At 56.4% G+C, this 17889-nt stretch carries 19 protein-coding genes; 11 read left to right on the top strand and 8 right to left on the bottom strand.

The window, feature by feature from the left end; all coding sequences use genetic code 11:
- The first annotated feature begins 2 nt into the window (after positions 1-2).
- On the top strand, positions 3-1142 hold the full coding sequence (locus ACQG2G_RS13290; protein ID WP_061773041.1) for a glycoside hydrolase family 88/105 protein: 1140 nt from the start codon (positions 3-5) through the stop codon (positions 1140-1142).
- A 39-nt stretch (positions 1143-1181) separates the two neighbouring features.
- On the opposite strand, the gene argS is transcribed toward ACQG2G_RS13290, so the two are convergent.
- The gene (gene argS, locus ACQG2G_RS13285; RefSeq protein ID WP_029882318.1) at positions 1182-2915 is read right to left on the bottom strand and encodes an arginine--tRNA ligase; all 1734 of its coding nucleotides are present in this window, start codon (positions 2913-2915) and stop codon (positions 1182-1184) included.
- A gap of 238 nt (positions 2916-3153) precedes the next feature.
- Between argS and ACQG2G_RS13280 the strand changes: the two genes are divergently transcribed.
- Both ACQG2G_RS13280 and cutC read left to right on the top strand, forming a co-directional pair.
- Complete coding sequence (locus ACQG2G_RS13280) at positions 3154-3714, top strand: VOC family protein (RefSeq protein ID WP_061771653.1); 561 nt, start codon at positions 3154-3156, stop codon at positions 3712-3714.
- A gap of 77 nt (positions 3715-3791) precedes the next feature.
- Positions 3792-4535 carry a copper homeostasis protein CutC gene (gene cutC / locus ACQG2G_RS13275; RefSeq protein WP_029882316.1) on the top strand — a complete coding sequence of 248 codons (744 nt, stop codon included), beginning with the start codon at positions 3792-3794 and terminating at the stop codon, positions 4533-4535.
- Positions 4536-4797: 262 nt separating this feature from the next.
- Here the strand turns inward: cutC and cmoB are convergent, their stop codons facing one another.
- The 5 genes from cmoB to ACQG2G_RS13250 are packed head-to-tail and all read right to left on the bottom strand — an operon-like array spanning position 4798 to position 8377.
- Positions 4798-5769 (bottom strand): tRNA 5-methoxyuridine(34)/uridine 5-oxyacetic acid(34) synthase CmoB, encoded by a 972-nt coding sequence (gene cmoB, locus ACQG2G_RS13270; protein WP_061772746.1) that lies wholly within the window; start codon positions 5767-5769, stop codon positions 4798-4800.
- Positions 5766-6509: a carboxy-S-adenosyl-L-methionine synthase CmoA gene (gene cmoA, locus ACQG2G_RS13265; RefSeq protein ID WP_045292481.1), complete on the bottom strand. Its 744-nt coding sequence runs from the start codon at positions 6507-6509 to the stop codon at positions 5766-5768. Before cmoA ends, cmoB begins: the two co-directional genes overlap by 4 nt.
- A gap of 40 nt (positions 6510-6549) precedes the next feature.
- On the bottom strand, positions 6550-6945 hold the full coding sequence (locus ACQG2G_RS13260) for an MAPEG family protein (protein WP_013096077.1): 396 nt from the start codon (positions 6943-6945) through the stop codon (positions 6550-6552).
- Between the two features lie 50 nt (positions 6946-6995).
- Complete coding sequence (locus ACQG2G_RS13255; RefSeq protein ID WP_013096078.1) at positions 6996-7814, bottom strand: DUF72 domain-containing protein; 819 nt, start codon at positions 7812-7814, stop codon at positions 6996-6998.
- Positions 7811-8377 (bottom strand): hydrolase, encoded by a 567-nt coding sequence (locus tag ACQG2G_RS13250; RefSeq protein ID WP_045292479.1) that lies wholly within the window; start codon positions 8375-8377, stop codon positions 7811-7813. Before ACQG2G_RS13250 ends, ACQG2G_RS13255 begins: the two co-directional genes overlap by 4 nt.
- 264 nt (positions 8378-8641) lie before the next feature.
- Between ACQG2G_RS13250 and aspS the strand changes: the two genes are divergently transcribed.
- The 6 genes from aspS to ruvB all read left to right on the top strand — a co-directional run bounded on the left by aspS (position 8642) and on the right by ruvB (position 13898).
- Positions 8642-10414, top strand: a complete 1773-nt coding sequence (aspS, locus tag ACQG2G_RS13245) for an aspartate--tRNA ligase (protein ID WP_013096080.1) — start codon at positions 8642-8644, stop codon at positions 10412-10414.
- 1 nt (position 10415) lies between these two features.
- On the top strand, positions 10416-10859 hold the full coding sequence (gene nudB / locus ACQG2G_RS13240; protein ID WP_023620451.1) for a dihydroneopterin triphosphate diphosphatase: 444 nt from the start codon (positions 10416-10418) through the stop codon (positions 10857-10859).
- Positions 10860-10886: 27 nt separating this feature from the next.
- Positions 10887-11627 (top strand): YebC/PmpR family DNA-binding transcriptional regulator, encoded by a 741-nt coding sequence (locus ACQG2G_RS13235; RefSeq protein ID WP_013096082.1) that lies wholly within the window; start codon positions 10887-10889, stop codon positions 11625-11627.
- Between the two features lie 34 nt (positions 11628-11661).
- Positions 11662-12183, top strand: a complete 522-nt coding sequence (ruvC, locus tag ACQG2G_RS13230; protein ID WP_013096083.1) for a crossover junction endodeoxyribonuclease RuvC — start codon at positions 11662-11664, stop codon at positions 12181-12183.
- An 81-nt stretch (positions 12184-12264) separates the two neighbouring features.
- Positions 12265-12879 (top strand): Holliday junction branch migration protein RuvA, encoded by a 615-nt coding sequence (gene ruvA, locus ACQG2G_RS13225; protein ID WP_020687649.1) that lies wholly within the window; start codon positions 12265-12267, stop codon positions 12877-12879.
- Positions 12880-12887: 8 nt separating this feature from the next.
- The gene (gene ruvB, locus ACQG2G_RS13220) at positions 12888-13898 is read left to right on the top strand and encodes a Holliday junction branch migration DNA helicase RuvB (RefSeq protein WP_020687650.1); all 1011 of its coding nucleotides are present in this window, start codon (positions 12888-12890) and stop codon (positions 13896-13898) included.
- Positions 13899-13957: 59 nt separating this feature from the next.
- Here the strand turns inward: ruvB and znuB are convergent, their stop codons facing one another.
- Both znuB and znuC read right to left on the bottom strand, forming a co-directional pair.
- The gene (znuB, locus tag ACQG2G_RS13215; protein ID WP_013096087.1) at positions 13958-14743 is read right to left on the bottom strand and encodes a zinc ABC transporter permease subunit ZnuB; all 786 of its coding nucleotides are present in this window, start codon (positions 14741-14743) and stop codon (positions 13958-13960) included.
- Entirely contained in the window at positions 14740-15495 is a 756-nt protein-coding gene (gene znuC / locus ACQG2G_RS13210; RefSeq protein WP_014832401.1) for a zinc ABC transporter ATP-binding protein ZnuC, read from the bottom strand. The genes znuB and znuC overlap by 4 nt, the downstream gene beginning before the upstream one ends.
- Before the next feature lie 77 nt (positions 15496-15572).
- Between znuC and znuA the strand changes: the two genes are divergently transcribed.
- On the top strand, positions 15573-16517 hold the full coding sequence (gene znuA, locus ACQG2G_RS13205) for a zinc ABC transporter substrate-binding protein ZnuA (RefSeq protein WP_013096089.1): 945 nt from the start codon (positions 15573-15575) through the stop codon (positions 16515-16517).
- Between the two features lie 15 nt (positions 16518-16532).
- Positions 16533-17852, top strand: a complete 1320-nt coding sequence (mepM, locus tag ACQG2G_RS13200; RefSeq protein ID WP_013096090.1) for a murein DD-endopeptidase MepM — start codon at positions 16533-16535, stop codon at positions 17850-17852.
- Positions 17853-17889: the final 37 nt, after the last annotated feature.

Here is a 17889-nt window from a genome sequence, read left to right as displayed (position 1 = left end):
TGATGAAAGTTTGGCCTGTCAAACATAGCCCCTTGCTGCGTCAGCCAGAGCGTTTTATCGCCAGGGACGAGCTGAAATCGCTGATTCAGAAGGTGACGCATAACCTGGTCAATATCCACGACAAAACGGGTGAATTTTTGCTGCGGCTGGACGACGGGCGCGTCATAGATACCAAAGGCTGGGCAGGGTGGGAGTGGACGCACGGCGTCGGGTTGTACGGTATCTGGCAGTACTACTGCCAGACCGGCGACGACGGGATGCGCGACATTATCGACAGCTGGTTTGCGGACCGTTTTGCGGAAGGGGCAACCACCAAAAACGTGAATACCATGTCGCCGTTCCTGACGCTGGCGTACCGCTATGAAGAGACCCGAAATCCGGCCTGGCTGCCGTGGCTGGAGAGCTGGGCGGAGTGGGCGATGCATGAGATGCCGCGTACCGAACACGGCGGCATGCAGCACATTACCCTGGCGGAAGAGAACGCGCAGCAGATGTGGGATGACACGCTGATGATGACGGTCCTGCCGCTAGCCAAAATTGGCAAGCTGCTGAACAAACCGGAATACGTTGAGGAGGCCGTGTACCAGTTCCTGCTGCATGTGCAGAACCTGATGGACCGGGAGACCGGGCTGTGGTTCCACGGCTGGAACTATGACGGCAACCATAACTTTGCCCATGCCCGCTGGGCGCGTGGCAACAGCTGGCTCACCATTGTGATCCCGGACTTCCTCGAACTGGTCGATCTGCCGGAAAACAACGCCGTGCGCCGCTATCTGACGCAGGTGCTCAATGCGCAGATTGCCGCGCTGGCGACATGTCAGGACGACAGTGGCCTGTGGCATACGCTGCTCGACGACCCAGACTCATACCTGGAGGCATCGGCCACGGCAGGCTTTGCCTACGGTATTCTTAAGGCCGTGCGTAAACGCTATGTGGCGGCGGAATACGCTGATGTCGCGGAGAAAGCCATCAGAGGGATTGTGAAAAACATCTCGCCGGAAGGGGAGCTGCTGCAAACGTCGTTCGGAACCGGGATGGGGAGCGATCTGGAGTTTTACCGCCAGATCCCGTTGACGTCGATGCCGTACGGTCAGGCAATGGCAATCCTCTGTTTGACGGAGTATTTGCGGAAGTACTTCTGATCATAAAAAAACCCGGCGATGATGGCCGGGTTTTTTGTATTACATACGTTCTACGGTTTCGATACCCAGGGTATCCAGACCCAGCTTCAGGGTCTTCGCCGTCAGCTGCGCCAGCTTCAGGCGGCTGTTGCGGACCGATTCATTTTCCGCAGACAGAATAGGGCAGTGCTCGTAGAAGCCGGAGAACAGACCGGCCAGATCGTACAGGTAAGCACACATCACGTGCGGCGTACCGTCGCGTGCAACCACGGACAGCGTCTCTTCAAACTGCAGCAGACGGGCCGCCAGCTGGGCTTCGCGATCTTCGGTAATGGTGACGGTCGCATTCGCCAGCACGCTTTCATCGATATTCGCTTTACGGAACACCGAGAGCACGCGGGTGTAGGCATACTGCATGTACGGCGCGGTGTTACCTTCAAACGCCAGCATGTTGTCCCAGTCGAAGATATAGTCGGTGGTACGGTTCTTGGAGAGATCCGCGTATTTCACCGCACCGATACCCACGGCGTTCGCCAGTTTTTCCAGCTCCTCGGCTGGCATATCCGGGTTCTTCTCTGCCACCAGGCGACGGGCGCGTTCCAGCGCTTCATCCAGCAGGTCGGACAGCTTCACCGTACCGCCCGCACGGGTTTTGAACGGCTTGCCGTCTTTACCCAGCATCATGCCGAACATGTGGTGTTCCAGCGGCACGCAATCGGGAACATAACCGGCTTTACGCACGATAGTCCACGCCTGCATCAGGTGCTGGTGCTGACGGGAGTCGATGTAGTACAGCACGCGGTCAGCATGCAGCGTTTCGTAACGGTACTTCGCGCAGGCGATATCGGTGGTGGTGTAGAGGTAGCCGCCATCCTTTTTCTGGATGATCACGCCCATCGGTTCGCCTTCCTTGTTTTTGTACTCATCAAGGAATACGACCGTTGCGCCTTCGCTCTCAACCGCCAGGTGTTTGGCCTTCAGGTCGGCCACAATGCCCGGCAGCATTGGGTTATAGAGGCTTTCACCCATCACGTCGTCGCGGGTCAGGGTGACGTTCAGACGGTTATAGGTGAGCTGGTTCTGGGACATGGTGATGTCCACCAGCTTGCGCCACATCTCCAGGAAGTACGGGTCGCCGCCCTGCAGTTTCACCACATAGCTACGCGCGCGCTCGGCGAAGGCTTCATCTTCGTCGTAGTGTTTTTTGGCTTCACGGTAGAACCCTTCCAGGTCCGCCAGCGCCATTTCACCCGCGTTTTCCTGCTGCTGTTTTTCCAGGTAAGCAATCAGCATACCGAACTGGGTACCCCAGTCGCCAACGTGGTTCGCGCGGATCACCTTGTGACCGAGGAACTCAAGGGTGCGTACTGCCGCGTCACCGATGATGGTGGAGCGCAGGTGGCCAACGTGCATCTCTTTCGCGACGTTTGGCGCGGAGTAGTCAATCACCACGGTCTGTGGCTCTGGCTGGGTTACGCCCAGACGGTCAGATTTCAGCGCTGCGTCAACGTGGCTTGCCAGGAAGGCCGGCTCAAGGAAAATGTTGATAAAGCCCGGACCAGCGATTTCGGTTTTGCTGGCAATGCCGGTGAGATCCAGGTGAGTCAGCACCTGCTCAGCCAGTTGTCGCGGCGGCATGCCCAGTTTTTTAGCCACTGCCATCACGCCATTAGCCTGATAGTCGCCAAACTGTACTTTCGCTGACTGACGAACCTGCGGTTCGCAATCCGCAGGCGCACCTGCGGCAATCAGTGCCTGACTGACTTTTTCTGAGAGAAGAGCCTGAATATTCACCTGGATACCTTACGTTTTTGATGCGGGCTGACTGCCACCCGCGCCAGTTAAAGAATGAGGGCGGGAGTATACTGCAAATGCCTTCTGGCGTCAGCATTGCGGGGGGCGAAGATTGCGCAGAATCCAGGCTAAGAAAGCATGCATAATCATGCAGTCATAAAAAGCGTCATTCCGCGGTTGGTCAAAAGGGGGCAACAGAGTAAATTAGCGGCTTTGCGACACGATAAGAGACTGACTTATGGCGAACTGGCAATCCATTGACGAACTGCATGATATTTCCGCAGATTTACCGCGCTTCACCCAGGCGTTCACAGAACTTGCCACCCGTCTTGGTCTGGACATCGCACCGCTTGAGGCCGATCACATCTCCTTGCGCTGTCATCAGAACGCCACCGCCGAGCGCTGGCGTCGCGGGTTTGAACAGTGCGGGGAACTGCTCTCTGAGAACATCATCAACGGCCGTCCTATCTGTCTGTTTAAACTGCATGAGCCGGTCTGCGTAGCGCACTGGCAATTTAGCGTTGTTGAGCTGCCGTGGCCGGGAGAAAAACGTTACCCGCATGAAGGCTGGGAGCACATCGAAATCGTGCTGCCAGGCGAGCCCGACACGCTGAATGCGCGCGCGCTGGCGCTGCTGTCTGATGAGGGGTTGACCAAGCCGGGTATCTTTGTGAAAACGAGTTCACCAAAAGGCGAGCGCGAGCGTTTACCGAACCCTACGCTGGCCGTGACTGACGGACAGGTGACGGTGAAGTTCCACCCCTGGACGATAGAACAGATTGTTGCCAGCGAAGAGTAAGCGTTGTGACGACACGCGAAGACCGACCGGGAGCGGCGTGTCATGATGGTGCATTACGCGAAATTAAGGAGGAGTGGATGGCGCTGCTGGAGATTTGCTGTTACAGCGTGGAGTGTGCCGTGACGGCGCAACAGCGGGGGGCTGACCGCATTGAACTGTGCGCGGCACCGAAAGAAGGGGGGTTAACGCCCTCGTACGGTGTGTTGAAGTCTGCCCGTCAGGCTGTCACCGTTCCGGTACACCCTATCATTCGTCCTCGGGGCGGTGATTTTTGTTACACGGCAGGCGAGTTCAATGCCATGCTTGACGATATCGCCCTTGTTCGCGATCTGGGTTTTCCGGGGCTGGTGACGGGACTGCTCAATGAAGAAGGTAACGTCGATGTACCGCGGATGCGCCAGGTAATGGCGGCCGCAAAGGGGATGGCGGTAACATTTCATCGCGCGTTCGATATGTGTAAAAACCCATTGCAAGCCTTTGATACCCTTGCGGAACTTGGCGTGGCGCGTGTGCTGACATCGGGCCAGCAGTCGTCGGCTGAAAAAGGACTGCAATTAATTACGGAACTAAAAGCACATTCCGGTGTTCCAATAATAATGGCGGGTGCGGGAGTCCGTGCCAGCAATCTGGAACTGTTTTTAAACGCCGGGGTGGAAGAGCTGCACAGCTCTGCCGGGAAATGGATACCGTCGCCCATGCGTTATCGCAATACAGGGTTGTCTATGTCGACGGATGCTGAAGCGGATGAGTACTCACGCTACGGTGTAGATGGAGAGTCGGTTGCGGAAATGAAATCGCTGATTGAACGTCATCACGTGTAGCAACGTACCGATTTTTACCGCGCATCATGTCGCCCAATATGATGCTTGCTTGTACCAGGCCCCTGCCAATTACACAGGGGCCTTTTTTTCTCCTTCATATTTCAAGCCGCAGCTGCGTTGGCTGCCTCGCTCCCCCCAGTCACTTACTGATGTAAGCTCCTGGGGATTCGCTGCGTTGCCGCCTTGCTGCAACTTGAAATATTTTGGAGCAAACCTGCGATGACCAGGCCGGGTAAGGCGCAGCCGCCACCCGGCTAAAAGGCTACGGCTTCGTGGCAATCAACACCGCACGCATTGGCGCCGGATAGCCTTCAACGGTTTTGCTGTGGTCGGTTGGGTCAAGGAACTGCTCCAGCGATTCGGTCACCATCCACTCCGTGCGGCGTTGCTCCTCGATGGAGGTCACGCAGACGTCGGCGATGCGCACATCCACAAATCCGCACTTCTCCAGCCAGTTTTTCAGCGCCAGCGCGGAAGGAATGAAGTAGACGTTGCGCATTTGCGCGTAACGATCGCCGGGAACCAGAACGGTATTTTCATCGCCTTCGACCACCAGCGTTTCCAGCACCAGTTCACCGCCGCTGACCAGCTGATCTTTCAGCTGCCATAAATGCTCCAGTGGGGAACGGCGGTGGTAAAGCACGCCCATGGAGAAGACGGTATCAAACGCTTTCAGCGCGGGCAGTTGCTCAATGCCCAGCGGCAGCAAATGCGCGCGCTGGTCGTTACCCAGCAGCTTACGCACGGCTTCGAACTGGCACAGGAACAGCTGCATCGGGTCGATGCCAACGGCTAAATGCGCGCCCGCGCCAATCATCCGCCACATGTGATAACCGCTACCGCAGCCGACGTCCAGAATGGTACGCCCGGCCAGGTCGGAGAGGTGCGGCAGCACGCGATCCCATTTCCAGTCGGAGCGCCATTCAGTATTGATATTCACCCCGTAGAGCGAAAACGGTCCTTTGCGCCACGGCATCAGGTTACGCATCAGCGTTTCGATGCGATTAATCTGCCCTGCGGGCAGCGGCTCTGCGCTTTCGGCCGTGACGCTGTGCAGCAGATCCAGACGGTGAGGCGTCAGCTCCGGCAGAAACTCCACCGCATTTGACCACTGCTTCAACAGCCCATGCTGCTGATCGCGCTGCCAGGTGGCAATCTGCGCAGGCAGCGTCTCCAGCCAGTGGGAGAGATGGTTTTTTGCAATCAGCTGATAGAAGTTACCGAACTCAATCATGCCGCGTCCTCAGCTTTCAGCGCCACCAGGGAGCCAAAGTTAAAGCACTGGAACCACAGTTCGCTGTGCTCAAAGCCTGCCTGGCGCAGACGCGCTTTATGGGTTTCCACGGAGTCCGTCAGCATCACGTTTTCCAGCATGCTGCGTTTCTGGCTAATCTCCAGCTCGCTGTAGCCGTTTGCACGTTTGAAATCGTGGTGCATGTTGAACAGCAGTTCGCCGACGGTCGCGTCTTCAAAGCTGAATTTCTCAGACAGCACCAGCGCGCCACCGGGGTTAAGGCCCTGATAAATTTTGTCCAGCAGCCGCTGGCGGTCATCGGGCACCAGGAACTGCAGGGTAAAATTCAGCACGACCATCGAGGCGTTGTGGATTTCGATATCACGAATGTCGCCTTCAACGACCTCGACCGGAGTTGCCGCTTTCCAGGCATCAATATGACGGCGGCAGCGTTCAACCATCGCCGGGGAGTTATCGACGGCAATGATTTTACAGCCTTCGTGATGAACGTTACGACGTACCGACAACGTTGCCGCGCCGAGCGAGCAGCCCAGGTCATACACCAGCGTGCCGGGTTGAACGAAGCGCTCAGCCAGCATGCCGATCATGGAGATAATATTGGAATAACCGGGAACAGAGCGCTGGATCATATCCGGGAAGACTTCGGCTACCCGTTCATCGAAGGTCCAGTCGCCCAGGCTGGCGATAGGCGCGGAAAAAAGCGTGTCGCGATCTGACATAACGTAAAAATCCGGGAAAAATAAAGTGGCGTATTGTGCGCTAACGGAAGGAGAAAACCAACTCCCACGGCATATACCAAAGGTTAGCCAGCACCATCAGCAAAAGCGAGCACCATGTCGCGCTCATGCCGGAACGACGCCAGCGGAATAAGCGGTGGTGAAAGCCGTAATAATGCATTAACCGACCCGCAATCAGCAGCAGGCCACAAATGTGTACCATCCAGGTTTCGGCGCCATTCATCTCCATAAACAGCAGCAAAATGAGTGCCACCGGAATGTACTCAACCGCGTTGCCGTGGATACGGATAGCGCTTTGCAGTTCGGAAAACCCCCCGTCGCCGTATGAGACGCGGTACTGCATTCTGAGTCGCACAACATCAAATGAAAATTTAATCAGCAGTAATGCACCTAGCACCGCATACAACGCGCTGACCATACAAACTCCCTGTGTTTTGGCAGATGGCGTCTCTATGATATGGCGTGATCTCAGAAAAGAGAAGATTGTTGTGGGATGGACGGCGCGCTGCCGAGCGACGGAACCGCGGTTTGCAGGGCCTGCCAGAGCGTATCGACCAGTTCGGGGGCCTGGGCGATATCCGGCGTATGTAAAAAGAGATACGGCGTGGTGGTCTGTTCCCATTTCGCTAACGTGTGCAGCCAGACGGCGAACATCTCCTGATTTTGCTGCATATTGTCGCTGCCGATAAACCGGACCATCGGATTGTGCGCGGTTACGATAGCGTGGACCGGGACTTTGGGCTTCTTGCGCTGGGCATCAATAATGGCTTCGTTATGCGCAATTGCGCTGTGAACAGGACGACTGTCAAGGATGACGCGGTTGACTGAGCGCTCATGCAATCCCCGGTTGAGTGCTTTCTCCACCTCGCCTTTGGCAAAAAATTCAGGATGTCTCACTTCAACGCCGTAGGTAAAGTCCCGGGGCAGGCCATCAAGGAATGGCCAGAGCGCGGGCAGATCGCGCGGACCAAAGGTGGCGGGAAGCTGCAGCCAGTACTGGCCGATACGGTTTGCCAGTGGCGACATTCGGCCAAAAAACTCTTCGGTTAAATCACCGCAGTTACGCAGGGCGGCGTTATGGGAGATGGTTGCCGGAAATTTAAAGCAGAAGCGGAAATCATCCGTGGTTTGATCCCGCCAGCGCTCAACAATCTCTGCCCGGGGAAGGGCATACAGCGTGGTGTTGCCCTCCACGCAGTTAAAGTGCCGGGCGTACTCTTCAAGGCTGGTTATGCCAAGGCGCACCCATTTCGGGTGCGACCACTGGGGCAGGCCCACGTACATCATAACGCGCTTAAAATCTCATCCGTGCTGCGCACGCGACCGATGCGCGGGAAAATATGGGTCATGCTGCCCTGGTGTTGTTCCGCAGAAGCCGCGCTACATGCGTCTTCGGCAATCACCAGGTTAAAGCCCAACTCCCAGGCGTTACGGGCGGTGGATTCCACGCCAATGTTGGTGGAGATCCCGCACAGGATAATGGTGTCGATACCGCGGCGGCGCAGCTGCAGCTCCAGGTCGGTGCCATAGAAGGCGCCCCACTGGCGTTTGGTCACCTCGATATCGCTGTCGCGTTTACCGAGCGAGACCGGATACGTCCACCAGTTGTCCGGCAGGGCGTGCGCGGGCGCCTGGGCGTCAACCGGCTGTTTTAACGCTTCGGCAAAATCGGTCGACCAGCCAACGCGCACCATGACAACCGGTGCGCCGCTGGCGCGGCATTTTTCCGCCAGACGGGCGGCACGGCTGACGACATCATCAGCGGTGTGCGGGCCGCCGGCAAAGGGAAGGATCCCTTCCTGTAGATCAATCACCACCAGGGCGGTTTTGCGGGCATCAAGTGTCAGCATGGTAACTCCAGTTAAATGAATCGCTTCCGTTACACCTTACGACGTTATGGCCTGTTATCGGTCGGATAATTTTGTTAATTTTTGTGAGAATGCGCAATAAGAGCGCAGCAAACGTGCGTCTGGCCGTGCTTCGCTCTTATCGTCCGGCGGAATTTCCAGTATAATAGCCGCCTTTTTTCATCCAGTTGTGACATACAGAAAGCTGCGACATAGTAGCCTGCATACCAGGCGACATTTAGCCTGCGGCTAATTAAGGGATATCTCATGCGTACAGAATATTGCGGGCAGCTGCGTCAGTCCCACGTCGGACAGCAGGTGACCCTGTGTGGTTGGGTCAACCGTCGTCGTGATCTTGGTAGCCTTATCTTCATCGATATGCGCGACCGCGAAGGTATCGTTCAGGTGTTCTTCGATCCGGATCGCGCGGACGCGTTGAAGCTGGCTTCTGAGCTGCGTAATGAGTTCTGCATTCAGGTCACCGGCACCGTACGTGCGCGTGACGAGAAAAACGTCAACGCAGATATGGCGACCGGTGCCATTGAAGTGCTGGCCTCCGATCTGACGATCATCAACCGTGCTGAAGCGCTGCCGCTGGACTCCAACCACGTCAACACTGAAGAAGCGCGTCTGAAATACCGCTACCTGGATCTGCGTCGCCCGGAGATGGCACAGCGCCTGAAAACCCGTGCGAAAATCACCAGCCTGGTGCGTCGCTTTATGGATGACCACGGTTTCCTCGATATCGAAACCCCGATGCTGACCAAAGCCACGCCGGAAGGCGCGCGCGATTACCTGGTGCCATCCCGCGTTCATAAAGGCAAATTCTACGCGCTGCCGCAGTCTCCACAGCTGTTTAAACAGCTGCTGATGATGTCCGGCTTCGATCGCTACTATCAGATCGTAAAATGCTTCCGTGACGAAGACCTGCGCGCTGACCGTCAGCCAGAATTTACCCAGATCGATGTGGAAACCTCCTTCATGACCGCTGAGCAGGTGCGTGAAGTGATGGAAGCGCTGGTGCGCAGCCTGTGGAATGACGTGAAGGGCGTGGAGCTGGGCGACTTCCCCATTATGACCTTCGCCGAAGCCGAGCGTCGTTACGGCTCCGACAAACCAGACCTGCGTAACCCTATGGAGCTGGTGGACGTTGCTGACCTGGTGAAATCCGTTGAGTTTGCGGTGTTTGCCGGCCCGGCTAACGATCCGAAAGGTCGCGTAGCAGCCCTGCGTGTACCGGGCGGTGCAGCGCTTAGCCGTAAGCAGATTGACGACTACGGCAACTTCATCAAGATCTACGGCGCGAAAGGTCTGGCCTATATTAAAGTAACCGAGCGTGCGAAAGGTCTGGAAGGTATCACCAGCCCGGTGGCGAAGTTCCTGAACGCGGAGATTGTAGAAGCGATCCTTGAGCGCACCGGCGCACAGGATGGCGACATGATCTTCTTCGGCGCTGACAACAAGAAAATTGTTGCCGATGCAATGGGCGCGCTGCGTCTGAAACTGGGCAAAGATCTGAACCTCACCGACGAGAGCAAATGGGCGCCGTTGTGGGTTATCGACTTCCCGATGTTTGAAGACGACGGTGAAGGCGGCCTGACTGCCATGCACCACCCGTTCACTTCGCCAAAAGACATGACGGCGGCAGAGCTGAAAGCGGCACCGGAAGAGGCAGTCGCGAACGCCTACGATATGGTTATCAACGGCTATGAAGTGGGCGGCGGCTCCGTGCGTATTCACAGCGGTGAGATGCAGCAGACGGTGTTCGGCATTCTGGGCATCAACGAACAGGAACAGCGCGAGAAGTTCGGCTTCCTGCTGGATGCGCTGAAGTACGGTACGCCGCCTCACGCAGGCCTGGCATTCGGTCTCGACCGTCTGACTATGCTGCTGACCGGCACCGACAACATCCGTGACGTTATCGCCTTCCCGAAAACCACCGCAGCGGCGTGTCTGATGACCGAAGCGCCAAGCTTCGCTAACCCGGCCGCACTGGCTGAGCTGGGTATCGACGTGGTGAAAAAGGAAGAGAAAAACTGATATGGCATATAAGCGTCCCGTTTCTGTCTTAGTTGTAATTTACGCTCAGGACACGAAGCGGGTGCTGATGTTGCAGCGGCGCGATGACCCTGAATTCTGGCAGTCGGTTACCGGCAGTCTGGAAGAGGGCGAAACCGCGCCGCAGGCCGCCGCGCGTGAAGTAAAGGAAGAGGTCACCATTGACGTTGCTTGCGAGCAACTGACCCTGAAGGACTGTCAGCGCACGGTGGAGTTCGAAATTTTTAGCCATTTACGTCATCGCTATGCACCGGGTATCGAGCGCAACACGGAATCGTGGTTCTGTCTCGCGCTCCCTCACGAACGGGAGATCGTGTTCACTGAACATCTGACCTACCGCTGGGTGGATGCGGCGGATGCCGCCGCACTGACCAAATCGTGGAGCAACCGGCAGGCGATTGAAGAATTTGTAATTAACGCAGCCTGAAAAGGCGCGATTTTTGGAGAACTTTTTATGGCAGGTCATAGTAAGTGGGCCAACACCAAACACCGCAAAGCGGCACAGGATGCCAAGCGCGGTAAGATCTTTACCAAAATCATTCGCGAGCTGGTGACAGCGGCGCGTCTGGGCGGCGGCGATCCGGCGTCTAACCCACGTCTGCGTGCGGCAGTAGATAAAGCGCTGTCCAACAACATGACGCGTGACACCCTGAACCGTGCTATCGCTCGTGGCGTGGGCGGTGATGAAGACACGAACATGGAAACCATCATTTATGAAGGTTACGGTCCTGGCGGCACCGCGGTAATGGTTGAATGTCTGTCCGACAACCGTAACCGTACCGTTGCAGAAGTGCGCCATGCGTTCACCAAAACCGGGGGGAACCTGGGGACTGACGGTTCTGTAGCGTACCTGTTCAGCAAAAAAGGCGTCATCTCCTTCGAGAAAGGCGACGAAGATGTCATCATGGAAGCGGCGCTGGAAGCGGGTGCGGAAGACGTAGTGACCTTCGACGATGGCGCTATCGATGTCTACACCGCGTGGGAAGAGATGGGCGCAGTACGTGATGCGCTGGAAGCGGCGGGCCTGAAAGCCGACAACGCTGAAGTCTCCATGATCCCGTCCACCAAAGCGGATATGGATGCTGAAACGGCACCAAAACTGCTGCGTCTGATCGACATGCTTGAAGACTGCGACGACGTGCAGGAAGTGTATCACAACGGTGAGATCTCTGATGAGGTTGCAGCGACTCTCTGATGAGAGCGTTTAAACCGTTTACGGGAGACGCGTGATGTCGATTATCCTTGGGATTGACCCCGGCTCACGCGTCACCGGTTACGGCGTTATCCGTCAGGTTGGACGCCAGTTAACCTACCTTGGCAGTGGCTGTATTCGCACCAAAGTTGAAGATCTGCCGTCGCGACTGAAGCTCATTTATGCGGGCGTGACGGAGATTATCACCCAGTTTCAGCCTGACTATTTCGCCATCGAGCAGGTCTTCATGGCGAAAAACGCCGATTCGGCGTTAAAGCTCGGTCAGGCGCGGGGCGTGGCAATTGTTGCTGCCGTGAACCAGGATCTTCCGGTATTTGAATACGCGGCAAGACAGGTCAAGCAGACGGTGGTCGGAATTGGTAGCGCGGAGAAAAGCCAGGTGCAGCACATGGTGCGTACCCTGTTGAAGCTCCCCGCGAACCCGCAGGCCGATGCCGCCGATGCGCTGGCAATTGCGATCACCCACTGTCATGTCAGCCAGAACGCGATGCAAATGAGCGAGTCGCGGCTCAATCTGGCGCGAGGCAGGTTACGATAATGAGAAATCAGGCTGGATGTTTATCCAGCCTTTTTTTATTATGTCGCAAATCAATAATTTTCCAGAACGCAGGAGCGTCACGTGATAGGCAGACTCAGAGGCATCATCATTGAAAAACAACCCCCGTTAGTGCTGCTGGAAGTGGGCGGCGTGGGCTATGAAGTCCATATGCCAATGACCTGCTTCTACGAGCTGCCGGACGCGGGCAAAGAGGCGATTGTCTTTACCCAGTTTGTGGTGCGTGAAGATGCTCAACTGCTCTATGGCTTCAACAACAAACAGGAACGCACCCTGTTCCGCGAGCTGATTAAAACCAACGGCGTCGGGCCGAAGCTGGCGCTGGCCATTCTCTCCGGTATGTCCGCCCAGCAGTTCGTGAATGCCGTTGAGCGCGAAGATCCTGCCGCGCTGATTAAGCTTCCGGGCATTGGTAAGAAAACGGCAGAGCGCCTGATTGTTGAGATGAAAGACCGCTTTAAAGGTCTGCATGGCGATCTCTTTACCCCTGCTGCCGATCTGGTGCTGACTTCGCCGGGTGCGCCTGTGTCGGATGATGATGCCGAGCAGGAAGCGGTTGCCGCGCTGGTGGCGCTGGGCTATAAACCTCAGGAGGCCAGCCGAATGGTGAGCAAAATTGCCAAACCGGATGCCAGCAGTGAAACTCTGATTCGTGAAGCGCTGCGCGCTGCATTGTGAGGTAAAGGATGATTGAAGCAGATCGCCTGGTATCGGCAGGCACTATTCAGGCAGAGGACGTGGTGGATCGTGCGATCCGTCCGAAGTTGCTTGATGAGTATATTGGCCAGCCGCAGGTGCGTTCCCAGATGGAGATCTTCATCCAGGCGGCAAAGCTGCGCGGCGATGCGCTCGATCACCTGCTGATTTTCGGTCCTCCGGGTTTGGGGAAAACCACCCTGGCGAATATCGTTGCCAATGAAATGGGCGTGAACCTGCGTACCACGTCTGGCCCGGTGCTGGAAAAAGCAGGCGATCTGGCGGCGATGCTGACCAATCTTGAACCGCACGACGTGCTGTTTATCGATGAGATCCACCGCCTGTCACCGGTGGTGGAAGAGGTTCTCTATCCGGCAATGGAAGACTACCAGCTGGATATCATGATCGGCGAAGGCCCTGCCGCGCGTTCGATCAAAATCGATCTGCCGCCGTTTACCCTGATTGGCGCCACCACCCGTGCCGGGTCGTTAACCTCTCCACTGCGCGACCGCTTTGGTATTGTGCAGCGCCTCGAGTTCTATCAGGTCGCCGACCTCCAGCATATCGTGGGCCGCAGTGCCCGCTATATGGGGCTGGATATGAGCGAAGAGGGGGCATTTGAAGTGGCGAAGCGTTCGCGCGGAACACCGCGTATCGCTAACCGCCTGCTGCGCCGCGTCCGTGACTTTGCAGAAGTGAAGCACGATGGTTCTATTTCTGCCGAAATTGCTGCTCAGGCGCTGGATATGCTGAATGTCGATGCTGAGGGTTTTGACTACATGGACCGCAAGCTGCTGCTGGCGGTACTGGACAAATTCTTTGGCGGGCCGGTCGGGCTGGATAACCTGGCGGCGGCAATCGGGGAAGAGCGCGAGACAATTGAAGATGTACTCGAACCGTATCTGATCCAACAAGGCTTCCTGCAACGTACCCCGCGTGGGCGTATGGCCACGGTGCGGGCGTGGAATCATTTTGGTATCACGCCACCGGCAATGCCGTAATGCTTAATTCCCTCTCCCACGGGGAGAGGGTTAGGGTGAGGGCATCAGCGCCCTCGATATCAACTAGCGGTCTTCTTCATCATACTGAAAATAAACAGCACCGCCGCACACAGCACCACTGACGGCCCCGCAGGCGTGTCATAGAACGCCGAGAAGGTTAACCCGCCCGTTACCGCAATCATCCCGATAATCACCGCCACGCCTGCCATCTGCTCCGGCGTACGGGCAAAACGACGCGCGGTGGCCGCAGGAATAATCAGCAGCGACGTAATAATCAGCGCACCGACGAACTTCATCGCCACGCCGATGGTTAACGCTGTCACCAGCATTAGCAGCAGTTTCACCCGCTGCAACTTCACGCCGTCAACAAACGCCAGATCCGGGCTGACGGTCATCGCCAGCAAATTACGCCACTGCCACAGCAGAATACCCAGCACCACCACCACGCCAATGGCAATAGCAATGAGATCTTCAGGCGTCACGGCGAGCAGGTCGCCAAACAGGTAGGCCATCAGGTCAACGCGGATATTGGACATCAGGCTCACTACCACCAGGCCCAGCGACAGTGCGCTGTGCGCCATAATGCCGAGCAGGGTATCAATGGCGAGGTGAGGGCGTTTTTCCAGCCAGACCAGACCGGCGGCGAGGAGCAGCGTAACGACAATCACCGCATAGAACGGGTTGACGTCCAGCAGCAAACCAAAGGCCACGCCCAGCAGTGAAGCATGGGCCAGGGTATCGCCGAAATAGGACATTCTGCGCCAGACCACAAACGAGCCAAGCGGACCCGCGGCGCAGGCGAGCATAATCCCGGCCAGCCAGCCGGGCAGTAACAGTTCAATCATGAGTGTCCATTTCCCCGGCGCAGGACAATTCGTCCCTGTAAATCATGGCGGTGGTTATGATGGTGGCGATAAATACCCAGTTGTTCAGCCCCGCGAGGGCCAAACATAGAGATAAATTCGGGGTGCATTGACACCACTTCAGGCGTGCCGGAACAGCAGATATGATGGTTCAGACAGAGCACTTCGTCGGTTTTTGCCATCACCAGATGCAGGTCGTGGGAGACCATCAGCACCGCGCAGTTCAGTTCGTGGCGCAGCTGGTCAATTAAATCGTAAAGCGCGACCTGACCATTGACGTCCACACCCTGCGTTGGCTCATCCAGTACCAGCAGCTGGGGGCTGCTGAGCAGCGCCCGGGCAAGTAACACGCGCTGGGTTTCCCCGCCGGACAGTTTTTGCAGTGGCGCGTCCACCAGGTGGCCCGCCTGGACACGTTTCAGCGCCGGAAGAATATCGGCTTTACGCGTACCAGGGCGCAGGCGCAGGAAGCGGCTGACGGTCAGCGGCAGCGTGGCATCAAGATGTAATTTTTGCGGCACGTAGCCGATACGCAATTTTTCTTCACGCTTGATGACACCTTCATCAGGGGCTACCAGACCCAGCACCACGCGCACAAGGGTGGATTTACCCGCGCCGTTCGGACCGAGCAGCGTCAGAATTTTACCGGGCTTCAGATCCAGCGACACGTCAGAAAGGACGCGGCGCTGACCGAAAGAGACCGAAACATTTTCAAGAGAAACCAAAGTTGTCATGTCAATTTAAGCTTGCAGAAGTCAACGAATGTTATAATATCACATTCCACGCATTCATTACGATGATTAGTCGCATTATGTTACATAAAAATACGCTTCTTTTCGCAGCATTATCCGCTGCCCTTTGGGGCACAACAGCACAAGATGTTAACGCTGCCGTTGTCGCTTCGCTCAAACCGCTGGGATTCATTGCATCGGCCATTGCAGATGGGGTGACGGAAACCCAGGTTCTGCTGCCCGATGGGGCCTCTGAGCATGATTATTCCCTGCGTCCATCAGATGTAAAACGCTTACAAAACGCGGACTTAGTTGTCTGGATTGGGCCGGAGATGGAAGCCTTCATGCAGAAGTCTGCGAACCAGATCGCGGACACGAAAAAGGTCACCATTGCCGAACTTTCTGGCGTGAAACCGTTGCTCATGAAGGGGAGTGACGACGACGGTGACGAACACGAAGGTCATCATGCTCATGATGAAAAAGGTGACGGGGATCACCATCACGGCGAGTACAATATGCATCTTTGGCTCTCCCCAGAGATAGCGCGGCTTTCGGCGGTTGCAATCCATGACAAATTAGTGGAACTTATGCCGCAAAGTCGAGCCAAACTAGACGCCAACCTGAAAGATTTTGAGGCACAATTAGCCGCAACCGATAAGCAGGTGGGTAACGAGCTGGCACCGCTGAAAGGAAAAGGGTATTTCGTTTTTCATGACGCCTATGGCTATTACGAAAAACACTACGGCCTGACCCCGCGTGGGCATTTTACCGTCAACCCTGAAATTCAGCCTGGTGCGCAGCGTTTACATGAGATCAGAACACAGTTGGTTGAGCAAAAAGCGTCCTGCGTTTTTGCTGAGCCACAGTTCAGGCCAGCGGTCGTAGAAGCCGTGGCCAGGGGAACATCCGTGCGCATGGGAACCCTTGACCCGCTAGGAACGAACATCCAGTTGAGTAAAGCGAGCTATTCGCAGTTCCTCACTCAACTGGCGAACCAGTATGCGAGCTGCCTGAAAGGAGATTAACGAGGAAGTGAATACGTGCAACAGATAGCCCGCTCTGTCGCCCTGGCATTTAACAATCTGCCCCGACCCCATCGCGTTATGCTGGGGTCGCTTACAGTTCTCACCTTAGCGGTCGCCGTCTGGCGGCCCTATGTTTACCACCCGAGTTCTGCCCCTATCATCAAAACCATCGAGCTTGAGAAGAACGAAATCCGTTCTCTGCTGCCGGAGGCCAGTGAGCCTATCGACCAGGCGGCTCAGGAAGATGAAGCCATTCCGCAGGATGAGCTGGACGATAAAACCGAGAATGAAGCCGGGATCCATGAATATGTGGTCTCCACTGGCGATACGCTGAGCAGCGTACTGAACCAGTACGGCATTGACATGGGGAATATCAGCCAGCTGGCTGCCGCAGATAAAGACCTGCGTAACCTGAAAATTGGCCAGCAGCTCTCGTGGACGTTAACGCCAGAGGGCGATCTGCAGCGCCTGACCTGGGAAATGTCCCGTCGCGAAACGCGCACCTACGACCGCACTGCAAACGGTTTCAAGATGACCAGCGAGTTGCAGAAGGGCGACTGGGTTAACAGCGTGATGAAAGGGACCGTAGGCGCAAGCTTTGTCTCCAGCGCGCGTGATGCGGGCCTGACCAGCGCTGAAATCAGCTCGGTTATCAAAGCCATGCAGTGGCAGATGGATTTCCGTAAGCTGAAAAAAGGTGATGAGTTCTCCGTACTGATGTCCCGCGAAATGCTGGACGGCAAGCGTGAGCAGAGCCAACTGGTGGGTGTACGTTTGCGCTCTGATGGTAAAGATTACTACGCCATTCGCGCTGAAGACGGCAAATTCTATGACCGCAGCGGTACCGGGCTTGCGAAAGGCTTCCTGCGCTTCCCAACGGCGAAACAGTTCCGCATCTCATCCAACTTTAACCCGCGTCGTCTGAACCCGGTCACCGGGCGCGTGGCGCCGCACCGTGGCGTGGACTTCGCCATGCCGCAGGGCACACCGGTGCTGGCGGTGGGAGATGGTGAAGTGGTTGTCGCCAAACGCAGCGGGGCGGCCGGGTACTATGTTGCGGTCCGTCATGGTCGCACTTATACCACCCGCTATATGCACCTGCGCAAGCTGCTGGTGAAACCAGGCCAGAAAGTGAAACGTGGCGACCGTATCGCCCTCTCAGGCAATACCGGGCGTTCTACGGGGCCACACCTGCATTATGAAGTGTGGATCAACCAGCAGGCGGTAAACCCGCTGACGGCGAAACTGCCGCGCACCGAAGGGCTGACGGGTAAAGATCGTAAAGATTACCTGGCGCAGGTGAAAGAGGTTGTGCCGCAACTGCGTTTCGACTAAACCCTTCCGTTTTGTCTAAAGCCGGCGTCAGTAAGCG

It is taken from the genome of Enterobacter cloacae complex sp. 382A5 (assembly GCF_050031095.1).
Taxonomy (GTDB): domain Bacteria; phylum Pseudomonadota; class Gammaproteobacteria; order Enterobacterales; family Enterobacteriaceae; genus Enterobacter; species Enterobacter cloacae.
This window is presented reverse-complemented; position numbering and strand designations above follow the sequence as displayed.